This is a genomic window from Methanosalsum natronophilum, from assembly GCF_024808815.1.
Lineage (GTDB): Archaea > Halobacteriota > Methanosarcinia > Methanosarcinales > Methanosarcinaceae > Methanosalsum > Methanosalsum natronophilum.
In genome coordinates this window covers 85,994-110,495 of the sequence record NZ_JANUCS010000006.1, presented here as the reverse complement: position 1 = coordinate 110,495, position 24,502 = coordinate 85,994, and the positions used below count along the sequence as shown (strand labels likewise).

Annotated in this window: 19 protein-coding genes; 5 read left to right on the top strand and 14 right to left on the bottom strand. The window is 32.0% G+C overall.

Translation table 11 applies throughout. The features are described 5' to 3' along the window. The first annotated feature begins 333 nt into the window (after nt 1–333). Nucleotides 334–921, top strand: coding sequence for a hypothetical protein (locus tag J2T59_RS04905; protein WP_259134549.1), 588 nt, complete (start codon nt 334–336; stop codon nt 919–921). Nucleotides 922–1,046: 125 nt separating this feature from the next. Here J2T59_RS04905 and J2T59_RS10220 read toward each other — a convergent pair whose 3' ends face one another. From J2T59_RS10220 to J2T59_RS04880, 6 genes are all read right to left on the bottom strand, one after another. Next, on the bottom strand, nt 1,047–1,394 hold the full coding sequence (locus J2T59_RS10220) for a DUF4282 domain-containing protein (RefSeq protein WP_374761078.1): 348 nt from the start codon (nt 1,392–1,394) through the stop codon (nt 1,047–1,049). Nucleotides 1,395–1,441: 47 nt separating this feature from the next. Next, a complete protein-coding gene (locus J2T59_RS04900) occupies nt 1,442–1,636 on the bottom strand; it encodes a hypothetical protein (protein ID WP_259134546.1) in 195 nt (64 codons plus the stop codon). Between the two features lie 359 nt (nt 1,637–1,995). Continuing rightward, entirely contained in the window at nt 1,996–3,807 is a 1,812-nt protein-coding gene (locus tag J2T59_RS04895; protein ID WP_259134543.1) for a hypothetical protein, read from the bottom strand. Next, nucleotides 3,788–5,230: a radical SAM protein gene (locus tag J2T59_RS04890; RefSeq protein ID WP_259134540.1), complete on the bottom strand. Its 1,443-nt coding sequence runs from the start codon at nt 5,228–5,230 to the stop codon at nt 3,788–3,790. The genes J2T59_RS04895 and J2T59_RS04890 overlap by 20 nt, the downstream gene beginning before the upstream one ends. Before the next feature lie 14 nt (nt 5,231–5,244). Beyond that, nucleotides 5,245–8,394 (bottom strand): tubulin-like doman-containing protein, encoded by a 3,150-nt coding sequence (locus J2T59_RS04885; protein WP_259134537.1) that lies wholly within the window; start codon nt 8,392–8,394, stop codon nt 5,245–5,247. After that, nucleotides 8,387–9,118, bottom strand: coding sequence for a hypothetical protein (locus J2T59_RS04880; protein WP_259134534.1), 732 nt, complete (start codon nt 9,116–9,118; stop codon nt 8,387–8,389). The genes J2T59_RS04885 and J2T59_RS04880 overlap by 8 nt, the downstream gene beginning before the upstream one ends. 449 nt (nt 9,119–9,567) lie before the next feature. Between J2T59_RS04880 and J2T59_RS04875 the strand changes: the two genes are divergently transcribed. Then, nucleotides 9,568–9,915 carry a zinc ribbon domain-containing protein gene (locus J2T59_RS04875; protein WP_259134532.1) on the top strand — a complete coding sequence of 116 codons (348 nt, stop codon included), beginning with the start codon at nt 9,568–9,570 and terminating at the stop codon, nt 9,913–9,915. A gap of 95 nt (nt 9,916–10,010) precedes the next feature. On the opposite strand, the gene J2T59_RS04870 is transcribed toward J2T59_RS04875, so the two are convergent. Beyond that, the gene (locus J2T59_RS04870; RefSeq protein WP_259134530.1) at nt 10,011–11,174 is read right to left on the bottom strand and encodes a PDDEXK family nuclease; all 1,164 of its coding nucleotides are present in this window, start codon (nt 11,172–11,174) and stop codon (nt 10,011–10,013) included. 250 nt (nt 11,175–11,424) lie between these two features. Beyond that, nucleotides 11,425–11,658 (bottom strand): hypothetical protein, encoded by a 234-nt coding sequence (locus tag J2T59_RS04865; RefSeq protein WP_259134528.1) that lies wholly within the window; start codon nt 11,656–11,658, stop codon nt 11,425–11,427. A 685-nt stretch (nt 11,659–12,343) separates the two neighbouring features. On the opposite strand from J2T59_RS04865, the gene J2T59_RS04860 reads away from it, so the two are divergent. Then, complete coding sequence (locus J2T59_RS04860; protein WP_259134527.1) at nt 12,344–12,601, top strand: AbrB/MazE/SpoVT family DNA-binding domain-containing protein; 258 nt, start codon at nt 12,344–12,346, stop codon at nt 12,599–12,601. 118 nt (nt 12,602–12,719) lie between these two features. Further along, nucleotides 12,720–12,878: a hypothetical protein gene (locus J2T59_RS04855; RefSeq protein WP_259134526.1), complete on the top strand. Its 159-nt coding sequence runs from the start codon at nt 12,720–12,722 to the stop codon at nt 12,876–12,878. A gap of 292 nt (nt 12,879–13,170) precedes the next feature. On the opposite strand, the gene J2T59_RS04850 is transcribed toward J2T59_RS04855, so the two are convergent. The 6 genes from J2T59_RS04850 to J2T59_RS04825 form a co-directional block, all read right to left on the bottom strand. Further along, nucleotides 13,171–16,497 (bottom strand): PAS domain S-box protein, encoded by a 3,327-nt coding sequence (locus J2T59_RS04850; RefSeq protein ID WP_259134525.1) that lies wholly within the window; start codon nt 16,495–16,497, stop codon nt 13,171–13,173. 103 nt (nt 16,498–16,600) lie between these two features. Then, nucleotides 16,601–17,431, bottom strand: a complete 831-nt coding sequence (locus tag J2T59_RS04845; protein WP_259134524.1) for a TrmB family transcriptional regulator — start codon at nt 17,429–17,431, stop codon at nt 16,601–16,603. Between the two features lie 130 nt (nt 17,432–17,561). Beyond that, a complete protein-coding gene (locus J2T59_RS04840; protein ID WP_259134523.1) occupies nt 17,562–18,647 on the bottom strand; it encodes a COG1361 S-layer family protein in 1,086 nt (361 codons plus the stop codon). After that, nucleotides 18,644–19,765 carry a COG1361 S-layer family protein gene (locus tag J2T59_RS04835; RefSeq protein WP_259134522.1) on the bottom strand — a complete coding sequence of 374 codons (1,122 nt, stop codon included), beginning with the start codon at nt 19,763–19,765 and terminating at the stop codon, nt 18,644–18,646. Before J2T59_RS04835 ends, J2T59_RS04840 begins: the two co-directional genes overlap by 4 nt. Before the next feature lie 3 nt (nt 19,766–19,768). Then, the gene (locus J2T59_RS04830) at nt 19,769–22,066 is read right to left on the bottom strand and encodes an efflux RND transporter permease subunit (RefSeq protein ID WP_259134521.1); all 2,298 of its coding nucleotides are present in this window, start codon (nt 22,064–22,066) and stop codon (nt 19,769–19,771) included. 441 nt (nt 22,067–22,507) lie between these two features. Then, complete coding sequence (locus tag J2T59_RS04825; protein ID WP_259134519.1) at nt 22,508–23,023, bottom strand: 3'-5' exonuclease; 516 nt, start codon at nt 23,021–23,023, stop codon at nt 22,508–22,510. A 530-nt stretch (nt 23,024–23,553) separates the two neighbouring features. Between J2T59_RS04825 and J2T59_RS04820 the strand changes: the two genes are divergently transcribed. After that, the gene (locus tag J2T59_RS04820; protein ID WP_259134517.1) at nt 23,554–24,189 is read left to right on the top strand and encodes a 4Fe-4S binding protein; all 636 of its coding nucleotides are present in this window, start codon (nt 23,554–23,556) and stop codon (nt 24,187–24,189) included. The last annotated feature ends 313 nt before the right edge of the window (nt 24,190–24,502 follow it).

The window sequence follows — 24,502 nt, the reverse complement described above, 5'->3', positions numbered from 1 at the left end:
TAATTTCTGAATATCCTCATAAAACAAATTAAAGTCTTAAACTTGTGTTTTAATCAAATGAATGATACTTGAATCTGTTATTATCCGACAGTCTCTTAGATACAGAAAAAGAACTAACATAAACCATGTTTTTTGTGATGATAGTACAACCACACATCAGTCCTATTTTCAAGCCAAAAGCCAGATTACTATAAATTCTAAAAAGGTAAAGTAAATTGATTGAACTATTCAATCTAGGGATATTAATCAAGGAATACAAAAATCTCCGAGTATTCTATATAAGACAATTAAGTAAGTTTAGACATAAGGATATTTTTAACAGGGAGGCACTAAATGAAATCAAAGATTGTTTTGCTTTTATTAGTTATATCTACAGTTATTTTCCTTAGTGGCTGTATTGATATGACCATAGATTCAAAAGTTGGCAGAGATGGCAATCTAAATCACTATAATATTAAGTTAGAAATGGATAGTATGACTTATCACTTAATTAATGAAGACGGAACATTTCAAGAGTTAAAAGAAGATGTAGAGCAAATGGGTGGTACCTATAGAGAAACCTGGGGACAAGGAACTGTCACTGTAATTAGCGAATTTGATAATGTTAATCCTGAAGTAATAGGGGTTACCTCTAGAATAGAAGACGGTTATATGGTTTATGAAAATAGGCTGGCAAATGATATATCACAAACTGCTCCAGGTTTCACAGTAACTTACTATTTAGAAATGCCTGGAACAATAATAGAAACTAATGCAGATCTAGTATCAGAAAACAACGCTCAGTGGAACATAGCAGGTCCTAGGCAACTAGACACAATTTATGCCAAGAGTGAAATCCCCACAATGCCTATGCCTGGAGCCAGTGTGTTAATGCTAATTATAGGCATATTTGGACTAGTTCTTATCAAATATAGAAATTAAAATATTTGTATAGAAGAAGGTTGGTATTGATGATCAATTTGGAAAAATAATCTTTTGTGATTATTTATTATTTTTTCTATCTTCACTATTATCAATTTTGCTTTGATCAACTTGATTTTTATTTTTTAAAAAATTATTAATATGTTATTTTCTTCTTTTATTTTACAGTTCATTTTCGAATCTATGCTAGTTAAGTTTGAGTTGATTGAAAATAGAACTGTAGTTAATTCACAGAAAATTCTCCAATAAATATTACCCAGTACCAGAATAGTAAATATGAGAATTACAACACCTAAATCCATAATCAATGAATCCATAATATAGTCTAATTCATCCGAAAGTAAGTATGTGAATAGAATAAATATCATAATTAAATTGAATAAAACAGTTCCCTGGACATAAATCCACTTAACTACATTCAATGTAATATAATAATCAAAATTGAAAAATCTATAAGCATCAAATTTAAAAATTGAGATTATTATGCAACATTTGTGAAAATTTTGTCATCCTGGAAGCCTTATTCTCCAATATTTTCAGTTGAATATAATGAATGAATTCGCTCAATTATAGAACTTATATCAGTTTCATTATAATTTTTGTAGGTTTTTTTGAAAATCGTATTTTTAGACTTAATTATGTTACTAACTTCTTGATTCAATATTATTTTATTCAAATATTTATCTAATTCAGTTTCAATGTATTCTCGCTTCATTTGGTTTAGATTTGCTTTTTGGTTTAAAATGACAGGTTTTTTGTTGCTTCTTTTGATATAATCTTCAAAATTTTGAAAAATCTCTAAAAACCTAAGTTTGTTAGCTATTAATTAAAAATTCTAGTTTAAATAAGGAACTAATTCTACATCAAGGACTAAATCATACTAAACGCCAAAATTAAAAAGAGGTATACATTTAGCTCTTACACATAAACTCGGTTATGTTAAAATGGCTTAGTAGACATATTAGAAATATTAATTCAACCTCTCATAATGTAACTAAGTCTAGATGAATAACATTTTATTCATATTTAAAAAATAAATTTCACCTAGAAATATGCATTAAATAAATCCTAGGTTCAAGATATATTATTATTTCCAGTTGTGTTATTGGATAAATTAGCATCTAATTTTGTTATATTTGATGATTCGTTCCCATTAATTGTTTCATTAGTTATGGTTTCATTAATAATAGTTTCATTAATAATGGTATCATTAAGAGCAGTTTCATTTTCAACACTGCTAATATTAGTTAGATTGCCATTGAAATCTATTAATGGTTCTAGTAGACCTAAAACGGGGCCTAGATAATCACCTAATACAGTTTCATCCATAACAGACTCGTTGTATGGAAATAGCACATTATTAGGAGACGTATATATCCATGTACCTGCTATAGCTAATATTATTATTCCTAACACTGATACAACTGCAATAGTTTCTAAGATTATTATTCGTTTCCTATTCTGTTCATCTTTTTTCTTCTTTGTATATTTGGTATTGAAACATTTATCCAGCCTCTTCGCTTGGTCCATGCTCAACTCCTTTGAAAAATCTTTACCGGAGCTTATTATATATTTATATAAGAGCTTCCCGCCATCACCGGATTTTGATCTGATATTATCAGCCAATAGTTTGAGAATATCTATGTATCCACTGAGAGATATTTGTTGAAAATGCCTCTCAACGGTATTCTCGAAATCTCGTGATAACCTTGGATCATATGGTATACTAAAATAAGTGAGTTCTTTTAGCATATCTATGTCCTGATAAACAATGGCTTTTTTCACAAAGTACTCTAGGGCATAACTCGGGTATGGGTTTAGTTTCATTAACTTGGAAACTAGTTGTTTCTTTATAGATTCGTCATGTAACTTAGAAAAAAGGATTGATGGAACATTAGTACCTGATATCCCAACTAAACTCTGGTCACGGTTAGCTTCATATTCAAGTATAATCTGTGCTATAAGAGAATCATTTTCTATATACATTTGATTTATAGCTTGATACTTAGTTTTGAATATATCTGATAATATTTCTATATCGTTTTTATAGAGATTAAACAACTTATTTATAGAGTTAGGGTGATTGAATATATTGAGAACCTGACCAGTATATTTTTTAAATATATTTTTCTTAGCTTCTCGTGCAATATGTTCTCTATCTTTTCCAGCAAAATGTGGTAAAGGGTAATTTTCTTCAATTTCAAATGTCTGACTAAGAATGATATAATAGTCAGAATATGGAGGAGCTTTTTTCCATGTTACAATGTCCCTACCCATGAGCTCTAAATCTGGTTCTGGTTCCATTGATGAAAATGATATTGCTATATTGTAGGGATATTTCGATACATTTATAGTAATATCGTTTCCAAGAAACTTTTCTAATAATGGATAGATACTTGAAATTACAGTTATTGGGTTTACAGCATCGTAGGAAATAACACTCACTTTTTCATCTGAAATTATTTTACCTTCGATATACCTTTTCAGATCTGGATCAACAACAATATTTTCTAAGTCTTCAATGCGAGATATATCACCTTCTTCCCATATACCCACAATTTCATATTCATATTTATCAATTTTTTTTATCTCAGTAACGGCACGTTGATAGAACTCGTTTATAGGAGATGATTTCACATCATAACGGTCTCTAGTACAACTTGAAATGCAGACAACGCGTTCCTCTCTACCACCTACCTGTTTTACTAAGAAACTACAACCTAGGACTAAATTACCTTCAGAGTCAAGGTTTAGGTAAAGTGCATTCCTCTTAGAATCAAGCTGTTTTGCAAGTGAACTGTATTCATTAGTGTAATGTTGGCCATCACCACTCAACAATTTACCAGTAGAGTTGAAAACAAAAAAATCAGTACCCAAACCTTGCAAGTTGATCAACTCTCCATGGATATAAGTTCGTTATAAGATTATCTTCAGTATCTCTTGTGGCAATTCCACTCACGCTTACAGTATAGAAATAAATAGGAACTTTAGATGCTCTATTCCTTATTTCTTTGAAAGTATCGATTTCAAGTAATTTTTCAAATATATCTCGTTCAATTTCAATAGCTTCTCTAGAATTATCTTCTATTCCTGTAATATCTTTTATTTTATCTGTCTTTGTGACAACAATTGCATAGGACTTTTCATTCCCGAAAAGTTCCATTATCCTTGAATATTGTCCAAACAATCTGGTAAGGTATCTTTCACCATCATCGTGCATCGAAGCAATATGTTCTCCATCAATTAAAAAGACTATTTTGCTAGACATTTCTAATTTTTTATATACATGTGTGAGGACTAGTTGATCTAGCAAGTAAATGATCTTTTTTGGGTAACTTTCTTTAATTCTTTTTATGAACATTGGTTTATCTATGAAAGATTCAAATTCTTCATCCGGAATCTCCAATTGAAGTTTTTCAATTGCATCTTTATAGTCTTCTGGAGTAAGGTTCTCTGTGAACTCACCACCGTAATCAACAAAGTCAAAAGCTATTGGTTTCATGCCTTTTTTACCATCAAGACTATACAATGTCAAATCTGTCTTTTGGTTACTTCTGGGTTGGTTACCATGTTTTAGTTCTGATAGCATATTTTCTAGACGATAATACTCTTCATCACCTGAAGATGATAGAATCACTTCATTCCTATGACCATCATAATAATTCACAAACTGGTTGTACAATGCAAGTAATAACAATGTTTTACCGGACTTTGATGGTCCATAAACAAATACGTCACTGCCATTAACTCCATGTATGTGCTTAATTAATATCAGATAAAGTAAAATCATGGCTAAAATACTTAGAATTATCAATGAAAAATCACTAAAACCACTAAGATAAGCATGTGGAACATCCCTTTGAGACTCATTAATAACAATATCTATTATAATTGGCCACAAGTACGCTATAAAAAGACCAAAGAACAAGGTAAGGAACAGCTTGCTTGCATTAGCAACAACATTGAATTTGTTATTATTATATGCATGGTATAGCATGCCAAAACCAGCAATAAGTCCTAACAGGATACCTTCTAGCCGAAATAGATTAACTTCTAACAATGAGAATGCAATGTAAGGTGTAAATACTGCGAGTAGTAGCATTCCACCCTGCTTTGAGCGGTCTTCAAATAACAATCCAATACTTGCACCTATGAACAATATAACAAAAGCACTTAAAGTTATACTTGCAAACCAGTTAACTGGGTAACTGATAAACATTGCAATAATGTTCAGCATAGCATAAGATAAAACCAAGCATAACAGAACTAATAAAATATTATAAAATCTGATTGGCCCCTTTATTTTCATTTGATATCTCCAAATTATCTAAAGGCTTCTGGAAGTGATTTTACCTCATAGAGTTGTTCAATTATCTCAGATATCTCTTGAACATCTTTTATATTAGCAACCTCTCCCGCTTTTTTGACATCCAGTAATTTTTTCCTCGTAATGTAGTTACCTTCCTGTAACATTAAAACATGATGTAAAAGGTTGTCACGATTCTGTTCATATATTTTCCAGTACCCTCCACCGGATATAAGAGGAGAGATATTATCAAGGAAACATGTGGCAGCAAGGAATGTCAATGATACTTCCCAGTTCTTTGCATTTCTATGAGTTATCACATGTGCATCTTGGGACGAACTCAAAGATAATATACTGTTGATGTCAGAAGCTATATTACTATTTGCAACTGTTGAGCAAATGTAAGAGGACCTTGAGGATATAACAAGCCCCGCCTTATTAAAGTTCCATCGTTCCGTTGAACTTATAGGTATCATTTGATTGTGGATACCTAGCTTATAGTTTTCAAGAAGTGATGGATATGTTGCCTTGATCTCACTAACAAGCTTATCTAATTCTCTTTTTCCATGGTCATCGTTTTCAAGGTTTGTGAGATCTGAATGGTCACCGACAAGCGATAATATCTTTGAGTCAATATTACCCACCTTTGTCCTGTAAAGGCTTTTTTGAGTTCCACTCTTTGTCTTTGAACTTTCATTGACCTTAGCTGAAATATCATAGAACTCGTTATAATAATTGCTCATATCCTTTCTTAGTCCAAAGGTTGATTCATGAAGCTTATCAACATTTGTTATCATGTCAATAAGATTTTGTTTTTTGTTGATATCATCCTTTATAGCATCGGTTTCCTTTCTAATACTTTCAACCCTATCAGAATACCCTCCGTCTTTAAGATAAGCATCTCGTAAATGACTTTTTAGCCCAGCATAAATTTCTGTTCGGTTATCTAACTCTAAAATATCATTAAACTCATCTTTATCAACAATACTTGAATCAAGATCCGATGAAATATAAGAAATTATATCATCTTTTAAAGCATATGCCTGTTTACTTATGCCTTTGTTCAGAAAGTCTTCAGGTATATAGAACTCAAATGGACTGTTTATTTGAATATTCCATTCTTTTGCATTGGTCTTGATATAAGCCTCGCATTCTTTTTTCAAAGCCTCAAATTTTTTCATTTTTTTCTTTTTGTCGCCTTTTATGAAGCTTATGATACCTCCCTTAGCTGAATTTGTCTTTTGATATTCATAGAAATAGTACAGTGCAATATTTTCAACTAGCTTAATGAGATTATCATATCGACCATCAAACTCGTTTGATAAATCTTTTATTTCTTGTTGAACCTCTGAAACATTAGCTGCCTTCAACCAACCTTCTTTTGTTCTTCCCTTTATTTCATCTGACTCTAATGTATCAATAAGATGCTGTAGTTTTGACCTGATAAGAATCTCTTTATCATCTAATGCCCGAACTCTTTGCTTGAGTGAAATATAGTTATCTATATCACTTTCTTTTTCTTGTAGTTTGTTTTCAGATTTTTTAATCGATTCATTCTGAAGTTTCTGTATATCCTCTAGAGCCTGTTCCTTTGCATTAAGTTCACCTTTCAATTCATTTATTTGGTCACTTATTTTCTTAGAATCAGTGTTCATGCTAGTAATGATAGATAGCATGTTCTGGCTACCCTTAAGAAGCTCAATTAAAGACGAGCGTGTAGTTTCACTCTCGATTGAAGATACTTTCTTGAAGAGTTGAGCGGTTTCATTTAATGTCCCAATACTTTCTGGTACCACTCTAGCAAGCTTTTTATCAATTTGATCAGTTAGTTCTGCTTCGTTGACATTCATTGATCCACTCATAAGTCTTGAAAGATAAGAGATCATGTCATCGAATTTTTTTATGTTCTCATGTTTGAGATCTTCTGGTATATTATTATGAATAAAATATTCTATTGTTTCAGCACTATTATAGCTCAATAATTTGGCAATATCATGCATCATTACATTTTCAATGTTCTTATATTCCTTTTTTATGAATTCAAGATTATCTTTAGTAGGTGATGCATCTTCAGATATTGAATAATCATCTAAGTATGATAGAATATGCTGATTAAGTTCTTTCCTTTTATTTGTAATAAGTTCAAGAGAATTTATGAGCGACTCGTAGCGGTCCTTTAATACCTTTAAGTCCTCTATAGGATACTCTATATTATGTGAATTCCCAAATATGAACGAGGAAAACGGAGTTTTAGAATCACTTATATTAATATCACCACGTTCTATGTGGTAAAAGTTTGTGAAAACATTAGGAAACATAGCATCGAATTCGTAAACTTCTTGTTTTGCTTCTTCTCCCTTCTTATAACCTGTAGGGCCAAGTGATGTGACTATTATATTGTTGAACAGCCTTTCGTTCAAGTTAAGATACTCTAATTCAGTTAAAGCAATTGAAGCGTTTAGTTGCTCTTTTTCTCCTTCATTTGTTGTTGGTAGTACAACAAATAAGCTCAATTGTGCAGAATCCCCTTTTTTGAATCGGATGTAGCGTGCAAGATCAATGAACATTCCAGAACCGGTACCTCCTCCAATACCCACTACAATAGCAACACTGCCCATATCTGAAAATGTAGGGAATCCACTTGATTCACCTTCAGTTTTGACCTTATAAAAAATAGCTTTCGAGATAGCTCGCCTCCTATGCACCCCACCACCAAAATCATCCATCACAAACGGGTCAAGTTCCTTCAGCTTATTGAATGAAATCCCATTTTCACTTTCTTCATCATTCAACCACCATGTGTTTACTTTCGGTTCTGTAGGATTTTCCTTGACATTTTGTACTAATTCTTTGTTAGCTAGATCCGACACTTGGCTAATGTTAGCAAGAGATGGTAAATAATAGTACCTAGACTCAATATTACCTTGCCCTTTATGACTAATGATCTTTTCACTTAACTTCTCATTCTGATTTTCATCGTTTATTTTTTCATTTGCATCTGTATCCATCGTATAGATCTTAAGTCTCTTACCATCACTGGAATAGTGGTCCAAGAACCAATCGTTCTTGCATATTTCCATAGTAAGTCTTTTACCACAGCCACCTACACCAACGATTGTTAAGTTTGTTGGTAATTGTAATGGATTTACACGATCACTATTATTCATAATCATCATCCTCTTCTCTATTTCCAAGCCTAATTCCGGCAATTATACCTATTATCAACATTAATATCAACCCGATTGCAGCATATATCAATGGAACACTTCTAACATCTTCTTGTGAATTTAGGTAATCTGCTAGTTCATTGGCTTCATTTACAAGGCCTTTATTGAATAGGTCTCTTAAATAGTTCCTTAAAAATGGGTCATCTACCATCTCAACCTTTTCATCAAATTCCTCGATGAGTGGTACATGAACAGAAAATGCATTAGTGTCCCTTTCCCTTAATGGATTCATATCACTGTCCATCATATTGAAGCGATAATATGCATAGCCAGTAGTCCTAGAATCCATCTTGCTCAGTGTAAGGTCCTCAAATTGAACTACATCAGTAACTACTGGAGTTGTCCCTTGTACCTTTATATGAACAGTTTCATCACTTTCTGAGAGGTCTAAAACATAATCTGTGGACCTCGTAGATATATTCTCATTAGTAAAATTATATAGCCACTCGTCCCTCATAGGTGAAAGATCAGTATCAATAGAAAGAAACTTTGCAGCTTGCGGTATTCCAGATATGTAAAGTTCATATTCTATTAATTCGCCTTCTTCTACAACATCTGGAAGGTCTCCAATAACTTCAACCTGCATCCCCATACCACTCTGTGCAAGTATAATCAATAGGAATAAACATAGTAATATTTTTAGAATAAAGTTTATTTTAATCATTCTTTACCCACGTCCAACAGAATAAATAGTTTTCTTACTATAATGTTATATCTGTTATTGTTATTATTCAAATATGATAAAGTCTACCTTGTAATATATTTTATATAATATCCAAATACTATTAGAATATTTGCATTTATATCAGAAAATTAATGTTTTTTTTAAAATTAGTTCAGACTGTTATGCATAAATATAGTACTTATTGACTCAATTTTTAATCTTGAGTCATATACAATTTACTTGGGATAAAATGTATAATCGACTTTTTTTTAGTAAAACAATTGAATAAATTCAAACATAGGTGAATGCTAATAATTCAACTAGTTTATTAACAAAGGTACAGTTAATGTTTAGTCTAAAAGAGTGACATATAAGTATCCATGTAATTAATTTCTATAGATTGTTAGCTTTTAGAATAAATTTATATAATATGTATAATAGTTTACACTATGGACGAATTAAAAGTAGATGAGATGTATTGCCACAGTTGTGGACACAATATAAAAAAAGAAGCTGAAATATGCCCTGATTGTGGAGTTCGCCAAAAGCATTTTACAGGATATAAACATAAAGAACCAGCTTTTGCTGCTGTACTATCCTTTTTAGTAACTGGGCTTGGACAAGTATATAATGGCGAAATAGGAAAAGGATTACTTTTGTTCTTTGTTCAGATATTTAATATACTACTAATGTTTATTCTAATAGGTGTTTTTACATACCTAGCTGTTTGGGTATATTCAATATACGATGCATATAATACTGCTGAAAATATTAACAATAGCTCTTTTAACAGGTGATATTTACTTTTAATGGAAAATAACCCCCCGTTAATATAAGTTGCAGAGGTTTTTTGAATAATAGACTCTTCATAAATCCTTTTTTCATTTACATTTTAGTTAATATATACTACTTTATTTACTTCTATCACACGTTTAGAGTACCAATCATCATTGATAAGAATAATAGATATTGCATATTTGTTCAAATCGCTTTTTAACTTATCCTTAATATCCATTTGATCTAAATGATTACCTGGAGCTATAATATACAATTTCAAAGACTCTAAGTTCACATCCCAGCCAAGCTCATCTACTCTTTCTTTAAGTTGATCTTTGTGTGTGTCAACCCATCTCACATAAGAAAGACCTTGTTCAATAGCTTCATGAATATTAAATGAACTCTCTTTTACTTCAATAATAACAAGTGAACCCGAGCTATCTCTAGCAAATATATCAGCTTTTTCTCTACCAAATCGTTTATTTCTTTTAAGTTTACCAACTGGAACTTCATAATACAAGACATCAAGGTCCAATCCTTGTATCTTGTTCTTTTGAAGATGATATGTCAAGGTTGTATGTAACCATTTTTCCATGTAACCAATAGAATTAGTGTCTCTAAGGTAAGACAAGGTTTTGAGCTGTTCTTCTAAATGTTCTTCTACATTTTTAGTAAGGGTACTAATATCAAACTGATTGACATTAAACTTCATTTTTTCTTGTCCAATACTTCTTTTACCTTTATTGTGAATATTTTTGAAAAATTTTATAACGAGGTCACCACTTTCATATTTTAATTCTAGTACTTTTAAGCCAGAGATGATGCATGTAAATCCATCTCTTCTACTAAACACATGTAATTCTTTATTGGCAAAAGAAAAACAAGATTTCAGTATAGCATCCCATGCATTCTGGTGCTTTGAAGAATAAATATATTCCCTATGTTCATCAAGTGATTTCCACAGTCCATCTGCACCATCAAATCCACCCACTAAAGCTGATACGTTTGAACTAGATGATGAGTTTCCTGTCCCTTTTATAACTTTACCTGAATGCGATGGTGACCTAAAAGCAACCCAGCCATCACCAAGTTCTACTTTATTGGCATTTGCACTTTCCATTGATCGAAACTTTGTTGCTTTACTACCACCGATACATGCAGCAGGAAACTTGTCATAATTGCCATCTTTATAGATATATTTAGGTACTTTGATACAACCCAGCTCTCTTGCTATCTGAACAATATTATCTGGAACTTCTTCTTTAAGTTCATTTTCCATAACCCACTCACCTTAAATCAGCTAACTACAATAACAACTGTAACATCCTTTATTTCAATTTCATACCTAAGCAAGAGATTATTCAAATATTGAATTTAAAATAAATTTCCTAAGTTAATTGACTGTAAAATAACAACTAACAATACTTTCATAATTTATCAGCTACAATCACATAGTACGAATATATTTCAGTAATTACATAAACATTATGTGAACTTATACATATAGTTCATTTAAACGTTTATTTGACTTATTTATTGGTATAAAAGTTCCAGATATAATCCAATTCTTTTTTCCAAGCTTTTATCTTTGAGCTGGTGTCAGATATATCAACTTCGTTTAACCATTTTTTAAAGTATCCGTTTCCTGGTAAGAGTTCTTTTTTATTTACAACAAGAGAAGAAAAATTTAAACTATTTGCTTCTTTGTTAATATTATCAAGTACTCTAAAGAGTTCAGGTCTATTTTTGTTATTAAGATTCAAATGGTTTAAAACATCATCATATGTAACAATGATCCCCTTTTCATGAAGTTGTTCTCGACCCTGTTTAAAATAAAAATCCTTCTATTCTTTTGAAGTATTTGAACCTTTTTTTGCAACTTCAACTAGAAATACAAATGTATCTTTTTCATTAACTGACATAACACACCCTTCTCTTTTTATTTGACTAATCATATCAAAAAATTAACTGATTTCTGATTAAATATTTCACATAAAATAAGTTTGTCAGTCATAAGAGATAAAAATTTCCTTAGCATTGTATTATATGTCTAACACCCCTTACATTCAAAATTTGCAGAATTATTTGAAGATTTGATTCACAAATGTATTCAGTAGCTAGAATGATTTCAATCGGACATAATATATTCTCATTTGGCGTAATTGTATTTGTTCTTAGTTTTTGTTGCGTCTTCATCGAATAAAAAAAAGCTAACAACAATTTTATTAATTATGAGTGGCAAACTTGGGCTCAATCGGAATTTTTAACAAAATACTAGAGAAAGAAACCCTACATACATATATTCTTCTAGAAATAATATAATGTAAGATGTAAATTTATCTATTGAAGATTTTATTTTACATCCTTTGAGAGAATATAGACAAGCATTAGAATAATTATTGAACAAAGGAAGAATCGGAAATGAATTCAATAATTGGATTCAAGAAGGTGAAATTTTCCTCTAAGGGCCAGATTGTAATACCAAAAGATCTTAGAGGAAATATATTTACCGAAGGTTCACAGGCTGCAATTGTTGCATATTCGGATCACATAGAAATTCGGCCATTGTCATATGTATTGGGTAAATTAGAATGTGCTTTAGCCTCCGAAAATTCATTTGCAAAAGAATGGGATTCTCCGGATGATGATCAAGCATGGGAAAATCTTCTTGAGCATGCTATGGAGAATCAGCAGACCGAAGAGTGAGGTTTTAGCACGTGGTTATCAGAACTGTCGGAAAGGGAGATTTAGTTGTAATAACATTTCCTTATACAGACATGTCAAAATTGAAAAACCGCCCAGTTTAGTCAAAACTAACATGATAATGACTTTGGATATAGATTCAATTCTTGCAAAATCTGGAACTCTGACTAAGGAAAACATGCGAGAGGTTGATGATAAATTGATAGAAATGATTACTCATAACTGTTTCCATTATTATAAGGTCTGCTTTTTTGGTTGTGCTCTCAATATCTCTGAATGATTTATTCTTTTACCATAGATATCTCCAAGTAGGTTAGTACATATACCTCATCCTGCCCATCTTCCAGGAAAATTATATAGACTTCATCGAGCAAGACTGTAATATCAAGTTTAGCAGGGTAATATCCAGTACAAAATCTCTTATTAGATCCAGATTCTTTTCTCCCAGTATTGATAGTATATATTTCCTCCTGTGAACTACATCATGTGTGAGTGTGGTGTAGTTCGCTTTGACAGTTACCTTTGAGTTTGTTCAAAAGTATATGAATAAGTACATTTACTCAAAATTTCATTCAAAAAATAACTTTTATAAAAGTGCCATCCGAGTTACCATATTCAAGGTTACCTTCTAATTGTTGAGCTAGCATTTTTATTATCTTGAAACCAAGGGAATCTGACTTTTCCATATCAAAATCTGCAGGGAGCCCTATACCATTATCATAAACTAATAGTTGGTAAACTTCATTGTTTTTCTTAAAAGAAACAGAGATTTGATTATCTTCTTTTTCTTGTGCTGAAAATGCGTGTTTAAAAGAGTTAGTTAGAATCTCGTTTAATATCAACCCTAGTGGTATGATTTTTTCCATATCTAGATGAGCAGTATCTGAACTAAAGTTGATTATAACCGTTCTTTCATTACTTTGATAACTCTTCGAAATATGATTGATCAAACTTTTAAGGTAATCAGAAACTTCTATATTGGCTATATTGTCAGTACCGTACAATTTTTCATGCGCTAATGACATTGATCTTATTCTATTTTGACTATCTTTAAATAAGCGAGATTGCATGTTGAGTAAGCTGATAATTACTTGCAAGTTGTTCTTGACACGATGATGTATCTCCTGCACTATCAATCTGTTTCGTTCAAGTTCTTGTAACCTTTTATTCTCAGTCACGTCCCTTATATGTTCAACAATTCGAATAACATTTCCATTATCATCTAAAATCGGACTGCTGTGGAACTCAAAATACTTACCTAACTCAGGAATGTATTTTTCTAGAGATTCTTTTCTTCTCATCATCAATGCTACTTCTGAAACACAAGTATCACAGTTATCAGTTAGTCCAAAAACCTCATAACACTTTTTCCCTGAAACTTCTTCAGGATTCAAGTTCAATACCTCATGTCCAAAACGATTCGACCATTCTATCGTGTGATCAGGGAATTGAATCGTTAAAATATCAGGTGTAGAATCAATAATATCTTCTAAAAGTTGGTTCTTTTCAATTATCTTTTGTTCAGCTATCTTTCGCTGAGTAATAACCTCAGTATAAATAACAATTCCACCAATGTCACCATATTGACCATACCATGGCCTACATTCCCAACGAGTCCAGTCAAACGACCCATCAGTTCTTTGAAAACTATCCTCCTTTTGAGAAAGAATTTCACCATTTAATGCGCGTTGATGAATTTTTCTCCATTTCTCAGGGATATCAGGAAATACATCATAATGATGTTTACCTATTATATCAGTATCATAAACCTTATAATCGCGTTTAAACCGATCACTTACAAACTTGAAATTAAGGTTTTTGTCTAATATTGCTATTGCATTCGGATCATGCTTGATAATATATTCTAAAAGTGATTTCCATTCATTTATCGCATTTTCAGCTCTTTTTTGATCCGTCATATCCTTACCAATAGCCAAAATATGTATAAGGTTACCATCTTTATCGTATACAGGTTTATTAGTCCATGATATCCAGACACGTGACCCATCTTTTTTTATGTTCTCATTTTCATTGTGGATATAATATTCAGGCCTTTTAGAAATATCTAAGATCATTTCACGTAAATCTTTATTCTGAAAATCCTTTTCTGGTACGATTGTCCCCATCACTGACTTACCTAAAATTTCAGAAGACGAGTAGCCGAAAAACGATTGACCAAATTCATTTAAGTACAAAATATTTCCATTTGAGTCAAACTTGAGGATGATACTATTTGCATTTTCAACAAGTTCTCTATATTTGTGCTCACTTTCTTTTAATGCCTCTTCCGAACTTTTACGGCGTAGTATTCTCCATAAACCTTCCATTAACAAAATAAGACCATTTACCTCGTCCTGAGTATATTCTTCTTCCTTGTTACCAACACCGATCAACAAAACGATCTTATCCCCATCAAATATTGGTACGTTCATATGTCTTGATAATTGTACATGTCCTTCAGGCACTCCTTTTTTAAGTGAATTTGATGCCTGATAATCATTAGTTATAATAGGTTTTCGTTGCCTAACAGCTTCTCCCCATAGACCAGTTGTATTTATTGGATAATCTAAAGGTTTATCTAAAGTATTACATTGCTTCATAGCAGATTTTGACCAGGAATACATCTTTAGTACTGTCTCATCCTCATTAAGAAATGCAAGATAACCCACTTTACTATGAGTTAATTCAACTGCTTTTTCTAGTGCAAAGTCTGTGATTTCTTTAATTGGAGATCCAGTCATTCTTCCAAGCTGTAATAAAGCCTGGCTTCTTAGATGATTAAGGTAATAGATCTGAGCTTCCCTTTTTTCCTGAGATATATCTCTAGCAGATGCGTATATATCCTCACCTATGAATTCCATGTACCACTCAAGATATTTGTAGGTCCCATCTTCATTTCTAAAACGTGCAACTACTTTTTCGGGTTCACAACTCAACTTAAGTTTAGCTATAAATTCTGTGAAGGGTTCAATATCATTTGGATGAATGAAGTCTATGAGTGGTTTGCCCTGTATTTCTTCAACATTATATCCAAAAGTATGGACCCAATTTTCATTGATTTGTTTAAAACAGATATTTCGATCTATTATACAGAAAAGATCAATATTAACCGGGAATGGATTTTGAACCTGTTCCTCTTTTGAAATTAGTTTTCCCTCAGCCTTTTTAGAATCAGTAATATCAGTAACCATAACAATATACTGTGATTTATTTTCACGTACAACAAAAGCTACTTCGGCTCGTAGCCATAGAGGTTCTTCAAAATGGTCACATTCATATTCTAATATCTGGTTTTCACCAGAAGAATAAGCTACCTTAAATGCTCGAAGAAAATTATCGAGAATGTTACCCGAAACAACATCATTAATTCGTTTACCTACAAAATGATCTTTATCTATGCGTAATCTTTTGTTAGTCTCTTGTGAACTTATAACATTTTGAATCACATAGTTTGAATCTAAATTAAATATAATATCATGTGAAACTGTCAGAATGTTTTCTTTTTCATTGATGTTATCTATACCTTTTTTGATCTCAGAAAATAATAGTACAACATAATATTTTTTAGGTGAGAATACAATCACTTTATACCATGATCTAGTGATCATAGAATATTGTTCAATTGTCTTTTCTCCACCAGATAAAGCAATCTGACCGCAGAGATCAATCAAATCAAAATCGGCGTTTTTTATATTATTAAATACTTTACTTGCCTTATTCCCAAGTATTTTGTCACTATCTACCCCTGAAATTGTTTCAAAAGCTTTATTGACATCTTTTATTAAAAAGTCAACAGGTTCTCCCAAATCATTTAAGATTATCTTACAATAGCAATAACTTTCAGTTATTTTATCCAAAATATATCTTGGAACATGGGAATTAAGTTCATTAGACGACATTTGGTCACTATCCCAAAAAATAAATCTATAACTAAGTTAGGGAACTTAACAGTTAAATAGATTTTTATGTTAGTCAACTATCCTTAATTGCTAGTGGACTAGTTCACATAACAGGTTTAGCTTGCATCCAAAGTTGATCATGCTTTTCTTTCAGTTTAGTTCCATATTCCTTATCATAAACTTTTAATTGACCAAATATATTGGTTGGATTAAGCGGGTCATGTATAGGTATGAATATAATACTATTATCGACTAATATGAAATCATGATCACAATCTAGATATTTTAAATAAACATTTTTTTTTACATTCTTGCTTTGTATAGTATCAAATTTCTGTTTTAGAGAAAATATCAGTTCCTCAGGTGCAATCGTTTTTATGATCATACCTTTCTCAGCTGCTTTAATAGCCTCTGCAACAATATGTTCAAAAATGCTAGATTCATTAATATTCGTTTTATTCATGATAGTTTTTATTGTGAATAATTTTGGTTTAACTATTAATATTTCTTGTTTGGTCTCTTCCAGCATATGTTTCATTTTTTTTAGGATCTCATCTTCGCCAATTGTTGTGTACCAGAACTTAATATATGTATGATCAGGATGTGGTACTTCTGAGAATATCTCTTCGATCTCATTCAATTTGAATTTCAAGTTATCTAGCTGTTTCTTTGCTTCCTCTTCTTTTTTTGAGTATAAATTATCAAGTGCTATAGAAGGTTTTTTAGCTTTATACATCCGAGGCCGAGTCATCTGAAACTCCACTATTCCCAAATTCTTTAGAGATGAGAGTACCTCATATATTTTACCCATAGGTACGTCTGACTTACGTGACAATTCATGTGCTGTTGAGACACCTAGTGTTAGCAAAGCGACATAAGCTGAAGCTTCATATTGAGTTAGTCCCATGTCTTTTAATGCTTTTATCCGTTTCATGCTATTGACTCGTAAAAATATATCTAGCTAAATATGAGAATTACAATTTTTTAGTTGCTGACCTTATCCTCAAATAAAATATTTTCAAGGTAGTAATGTCATATATTTATACACTTTTTTTAGTTTTTACTTATTTGTTTTTCTTACCTTTTTTAATTAACTTACGAAGAATCAGTACAGTTCCACTAACAAAGGTCAGAAATATAATTGGAACGATTACCCTGTTCAGTAAACTATCACCTGGTTTAAGTTCTACCTGAAATTGTATATTATCAGACATTTCCACATGTCCATTTTTGTCTTCATACTTGATCATACTGTTCATTGCATAGATCTTAGGAGTAGCACCATCATTTACATTCAAATTAAATACGGCAACACTTTCATCTCCAGGTTCTAATGTTCCAATAAAAGCTTGGTCATCAGTTGTGCTAAATGGATCATGTGTACTTATCCTGACAACTGAATTTTTAGCAGTTTCTTCACCCACGTTCTTGTATGTGACATATATCAATCCATTATTTCCAGGAATGAGATCATATGTAACGTTAGTAACTTCAAATCGTGCATCATCTACTATATTGACATTTATTTCTTGGAACTGTTGAGCAGTTGCATACCAAAACCCAGCTTCTTTATCAACCATTCCTAGAGTATCATGATCAGTTCCACTTAATTGCACATTTTTCTGGAAATCATATTGCAGTGAGAGATTGAGTGGATATTTACCTGTAGGTGCATCTTTTTTTATTTCTATATTGAACTGTAATGGTCTTAAGGTCTGATCACCAGAAGCAAGACTACCCGCTTCTTGTGGACCGGATTTGACTCTTATGTGAGGATCATCAGATTTTAATGTTGCAGATATTCCAAGCGCATTTGATCTCTGGGACTCATAACCCATTTCTTCCCTTTGTAATCGCATATCGAGTTCATTTTCAGCGTTAAGGTTAGATTCAAAGCCGGTTATTTTACCTCTGTTCATTAGATTTATACTAATAGTAACTTCATCTCCTCTGGAATATTCATTATTACCTATAAGAGTTGCAGTGACATCAGGGCCACCATGAACTTTATAATAGTCATCTCCAAAATTAAAGAAGTCAGGTACTTCTACTTGTTTTATAGAAAACTGTGCACTTACTGGCAATACAAAAAGCATACAAAATATAACATATGCTAATATCAATAATTTCAAATACTTGATTTTGATCATGGCTCATTCTCCGAATCTTGATCTTGTTCTAATTGACTGTTTCTTCTACTTTTGATGATTAAAAAAAGGATTATTACTATAATACCAGCAAATGATATTCTGGTCAAATTGAGATGTACGCTAGGCTCCTCAAGAACTACATCTACCAACACTTTATCAGAAAGAACAAAACTACCATCTTCACCAGTATATCTTATTTCGCTATCCAATCCATATTTTTTTATGGTTGAATCCCTATCAGCATCTATTTTGAAAGATGCTACACTGCTATCCCCTGGTTGAATAGTTCCAAGATACTGCATTGAAGAGTCAGTACTCAATGGTTTCATTGTGATCAACCTTGCAACTGAATCTTTTGCTGGTAACTCTCCAATGTTCTTATAGGTTACATTGATCACACTTGTACTACCAGCTTCAAGTGTACCTTCAATATCATCTACCACAAACCTCGCATCAGGCTGAACAAAAATAGGAACTTTAATAGTTTTTTCAACACTTTCATAGTAGACAGCGTGTTCGACACCTGGTGTTCCCATGATCGCTGTTTTTCCATCAGTCGTCCTGATACTTTTTGGATATTCATAGAGTAAAAGTAGTTCCAATTCATACATTCCTGCAGGAATATTTTTGGAAATGGTTATCGGGAATGATAGTGGTTCGCTTAATACACCAGCATATAGATTGTCTATAGTATGAGGTTGTGTACTTGAATCTAATGTAATAGCTTCACTTGGTGAGACAAGACTTACTTTGATCCCTTGAGCAGTGGTTCTTTGAAAACCATATTCCAGCTCTTTAACTGCCATTTGGTGTTCATCTGTTGTATTGACACTTTTGAGTGACTCAAAACCATGAACTTTGCCTTTATTTGAAAGTATTAATTTTACTTGTGCAGTTTCTCCCCTTTCAAACTCAGTATCTCCAATAACACTTACACTTATATCGGGCTCCCCGTGTACTCTATAAAAATTACTAGTATACTCTACAGCAGGTGGTAAAAATTCTTTTGCATTTGCAGAAGAGCAGTTGACTGCAAATATGAGCAAGATAAATAAAATTGATACTAATACTACTAAACTAAGCCTTCCAATATTACCTGACTTGCATTGCTTGATCATAATTTACAACCTACCGTTAAAAAAATTTACTTTTTCAATAAACATTGGAATAGTCCTCTTTTCTTTTAGTGTCTCAAATGAGACTATTAGAGCAGGAAGGATCATAAAAGTGGCAAACAGAGCAAGGGATACATTGATCACTGTGATTAACCCAAAACTGCTAGTAATGCCAAAAGAAGAGGCAATAAGTGCTGAAAAACCAAATATGGTGGTAATCCCAGACGCTATTATAGCTTTACCAACAGTACCAAATGTCTGTATCATCGCATATTCAGTATTGAAACCTTTATTCTTTTCCTCAAAATATCGTTCCATTATCAAAATTGCATATTCTGATCCAACAGCTAGTATTAATGCACCCATTGTAGCCGTCATTGGAGTATATTCAACACCAGTAAAATACATGACAAAACCTGACCAGCCAATTACTATGAACATTGTTGTGACTGGGATCAATGCCTTTAGAACATCTTTGTACAAAACGAGCAGTCCCAGGAATACAAAAATAATGCCAAGAAAAGTCATTTGTAACCTGCCTGAAGTTAATTCTTCAAGAAGATCGGTCATAACTACCGAATTACCTGTAATAGTTACACTGGTGCCTGGTGGAGGTGGAATCCAAACAATATCCTCATAAACTATGTCAATGACCTCATCGATACCTTCAATGCCCTTATCACGTACAATACTTCCAACATTTAGTTTTAGAAGAAGCATATCATTTTCATGGACATGTTCTGATAACTGAGATTCACATAAATTATCATATATGGATTCGATCTCATTTTGAGTATTAGGTATTGTTCCAGCAGCATAGCTCGTTTCTTTAATAATGTCTACTATACTCGAAGAACTGTGAATATAACTACGACTATCCACTTGATGTTGGGAGAATCCGTCAATCCATTCTAGTAATTCAGGGTTTGTGTTATCATCGGTTTTTATGATCAAGTTTAAGTAAGCATCATCGTCAACAATTGATCGCATATTTTTCAAGTCGATCAATACAGGCATATCCTGGGGTACAAACGATTCAGTATCAGTCTCAATTGGAATCGTAGTATCTGCATAAAGACCCCCAATACACAATATAGCAGCTAAAATTAGTATTATACCTGAATGATTAATTGAGAATAATGCAATTTTCTTTAGACTTGATTTAAGAATATCTGATTCATTTTCGGGTTTAGAATTGGATTTCAAGTTTTTTGATGAGCCATTACTTCTTTTTTCCTCTATTTTGTGGAATCCATAAAAAATAGCTATCCCTAGAAACATTGCTGCAATAAAACACATTATTACACCAATTATTAACAATAAACCAAAGTCTCTGATCATTGGAATATTTGATGTGAGTAATGCTAGAAATCCAAGAGACGTAATAATAAGTGCATTTAAAACTGCAGGACCTGTATAGGTGATCGTATCGACAACAGCTTTTTGTTTCGTTTTACCGATCTCAAGTTCTTCTTCTAATCTATTTTGGAACTGGATAGCATAATCGATCCCAATACCGATCAATACAGGAAAAGCAGCCATTGAGACCATTGTCATTGAAATATCAAGTAAACCCATTGCACCGAATGTGAATATTATACCTACTATCACTATTGGTAATGGTAATAATCTCCATCTGACATGCTTGAACACAATATAAAGCACTACTGTCATCAAAATAATTGCCAATAATAGTAGGGTGGTTATACTGTCAAGCATTTCTTCTTGCATTCCTATCAAAAAAGCAGGGAAACCTGTCACTGTCACATGATAACCTGGTGGAATTCCTGCAATCTCAATAGATTTTTCAATTTCTTCCAGCAGTTCCTCTTGATCACTATCGGATACTTGACCATCTATTAGAATTCTGACAAATGCATGTCTGTCATCGGGCATTAAAGGAGAAGGAACATACTCATCTACAATTCCATTTAAAAGAACACGATCACTTGGTATATTCTTCCTTCCAGTAGTCTGATAGTTGACATCTTTGACAATACTAGAAGGAGATAATACATCTACAATACCTGGAAACTCGGACACTGACATTTCTATCCTGTCAAGCGAATTGAGCAACTCAGGATGTGAACTGTCGGTTCCTTCAACCATTATTACAATAGGCTCAGTTGCAAAATTGTTGCGATATAAGTGATCGTAATCCTGATATAAACTTGAACCTTTATCAATATAGGTCTCAGTACCCGATTCCATCTCGATCAATTGGGCACTTTGAATTGATATTATTAGCAAAAGCACTGCTATAATAATAACACTTCTATAATTATTTTCTATAAAGAAACCCAATTTTTGAAAGAAATTTTTGATAGATCATTCCTCAACTCAATTTGTAAAAATATTAAACTCTAGTAAAGTGGTTTAATTTTAAATCAAAAAAGAAACTTCGTTTATATAAGAAAATCACTCTTAAATAAACTTAAACACAGTTTTTTTAGGAATTCTTGTTTTAAATTTTTAAAAAATTATTAGTATTAAAGGTTTATTTGAGATTTAAATACAATAAAAGCTTTTAATATAGTACTTATATAAATTTAAAACTTTATTTAGTTTCAGAATAAAAAAATAATTTATTTAGGATTTTTTTAAAAAAGGAAATCGTTAAAATAATAAAAACTATATTAGAGTGTGTTAGTAAAAAAAAAACAAAATAAAATCAATTGAAGTTCTTAGTAATTTCAAATATATTTGAATATAGTACAGTCTTGAGATACAAAATTGATATTATATCTATTTTTTATTGTTCATGCACCTATAACAGTATAATGTTGCTTTCACGTCCTCCAATGAATCATGAAGATTATCTAGGTTAGGATAACCGTAATACTTAGCACATGTGACCAACTTTTGCCATTTATTATTCTCATAGTAAGAATGCCATTCACCGTAAATATCAGCAAATTCTAGCATAACATCATAAACTGGGATTTCAGGGACAGTTATACCGGCCCGTTTCAAAAACCTCAGATCAAACTTAACCAAATTATACCCAATAATAATCTTAGAGTTCTGGATTATCTTTTGGATTCTTTGTCTATGAAATTCTATACTCCTCTTATTCTCAACCATTGCTGGTGAAATGCCATGTATACTTTGAGCTTTTGGCCAACTTTTTACATACTGTGGTTTAAAGTGATCATAGAAGAGTACTTCATTTGATCCATTAATGATAGCTAGCTGCAATATCTCATCTTTTTCTGATAATCCTGTGGTTTCAGTGTCAATACATATTATACCGTCAGTCATGATTTACCTTTATGACCTTAAAAATAATTAAATAAGATATTTCTTTTTCCATATATAACTTCATATGAAAAAATAGAACTAAGTTGATTTTTCTTAAATAATAAAGTTGAAAAAGGCACAACACATGTAGAGCAGAAAGCCCATTGATTTAGATTTTGGAGCAATGTACCAAAAACACTGTGATATTTTCATCTCAATTTTGACAAAACTTTCCGGGAAAGGCTTGTTTTAGTGGCATTCTTAGTCAACTACCACCCTATGAATAGGGTGGCTTGTCCTTTTATGTTCCTTTTAACAGGACAGAGGACTATGGGATAATTGACACCTACCCAAAAATGATATGTTCTTGGAAGCATTCATATCGCCATTTTCTTGGTGTCCACAACTAAGACAAATATTATGATTGAAATGCACCTCATTTTTAGACAATGTGTGTACTATCGGAATCCTTAAATGTGTGGATGAAGTCGTCATCTTATCTACAAATTACTGAGCATAAAACGAAATATTTTCAACCTAAATATCCTACAATGAAGGACACTACTATGTTGAGATACACACAATACTTTGGCTTTTTGATACTTTTTGTTTCGATTTTTGGATTTGTAGAGCCTTTGTTAGGATTTATTGTACCTATAACCTTGTTATTAATTTTGGTTATCGCAAGGGTAAGAGGAAGATGGTCATGCGGTAACTTCTGTCCAAAAGGATCTATTGCGGATATAATTGAAAATATTAAATATAGAGGAAAGCGGAATAAAATGCGTACACCCTCAATTCTTAAAAGTTACTGGGTAAGAATTCCAATACTTTTGGTTTTGCTTGTTACTATGGTAAATCAATTTATTATTACAGAAGGCATGGTGGAAAAAATTGGTATGATATTTGTAATTAGATATGCATTGACTACAAGCATCGTATTGATTTTAGGAACTGGAATGCATTCCCGTACATGGTGCACTTTGTGTCCAGGTGGAACATTACAGAAACTTTTGGAAAAAGATAAAAGTCCTTTAAAGCTTGAATCTATGAAGTGCATCAATTGCAAGAAATGTGACAAGATATGTCCTATGAATTTACATGTCAGTGAAGGTAAACCAGGTTCTGATTGTATCAAATGTGAAAAGTGTATTTCAAGCTGCCCAAAAAATGCTTTAGCATTTTGATATATATTTAGCTAGATTGAATTTTTCATTTTCAAAATCTTTCTTTTTCGTTCAGAAAAATTCCATTGATTCCAATAATACACACTTAAATCAAATATCTAGGCCACATTCAAAAGTCTTCCTTCAACCTAAACTTGCCATTCATCCTAAGTTTGCCAGCCACAATTAATAAAAGTGTTCTTAGCTTTGCATTATTCGATAACACTGCAACAAAAACTAAGAGCAAATAAAATTACGCCAGATAAGAATATATTATTTCAGATTGAAAACAACCTAGCTACGGAATATTTCTATGAAACATTAGATTTCGATA

Coding starts and splice junctions, on each gene's coding strand:
- J2T59_RS04840 (WP_259134523.1), bottom strand. CDS start 18,647: ATGATCAAAATCAAGTATTTGAAATTATTGATATTAGCATATGTTATA.
- J2T59_RS04870 (WP_259134530.1), bottom strand. CDS start 11,174: ATGGAAAATGAACTTAAAGAAGAAGTTCCAGATAATATTGTTCAGATA.
- J2T59_RS04845 (WP_259134524.1), bottom strand. CDS start 17,431: ATGAAACGGATAAAAGCATTAAAAGACATGGGACTAACTCAATATGAA.
- J2T59_RS04850 (WP_259134525.1), bottom strand. CDS start 16,497: ATGTCGTCTAATGAACTTAATTCCCATGTTCCAAGATATATTTTGGAT.
- J2T59_RS04855 (WP_259134526.1), top strand. CDS start 12,720: ATGACTTTGGATATAGATTCAATTCTTGCAAAATCTGGAACTCTGACT.
- J2T59_RS04880 (WP_259134534.1), bottom strand. CDS start 9,118: ATGATTAAAATAAACTTTATTCTAAAAATATTACTATGTTTATTCCTA.
- J2T59_RS04875 (WP_259134532.1), top strand. CDS start 9,568: ATGGACGAATTAAAAGTAGATGAGATGTATTGCCACAGTTGTGGACAC.
- J2T59_RS04885 (WP_259134537.1), bottom strand. CDS start 8,394: ATGAATAATAGTGATCGTGTAAATCCATTACAATTACCAACAAACTTA.
- J2T59_RS04835 (WP_259134522.1), bottom strand. CDS start 19,765: ATGATCAAGCAATGCAAGTCAGGTAATATTGGAAGGCTTAGTTTAGTA.
- J2T59_RS04890 (WP_259134540.1), bottom strand. CDS start 5,230: ATGAAAATAAAGGGGCCAATCAGATTTTATAATATTTTATTAGTTCTG.
- J2T59_RS04905 (WP_259134549.1), top strand. CDS start 334: ATGAAATCAAAGATTGTTTTGCTTTTATTAGTTATATCTACAGTTATT.
- J2T59_RS04900 (WP_259134546.1), bottom strand. CDS start 1,636: ATGAAGCGAGAATACATTGAAACTGAATTAGATAAATATTTGAATAAA.
- J2T59_RS04825 (WP_259134519.1), bottom strand. CDS start 23,023: ATGACTGACGGTATAATATGTATTGACACTGAAACCACAGGATTATCA.
- J2T59_RS04820 (WP_259134517.1), top strand. CDS start 23,554: ATGAAGGACACTACTATGTTGAGATACACACAATACTTTGGCTTTTTG.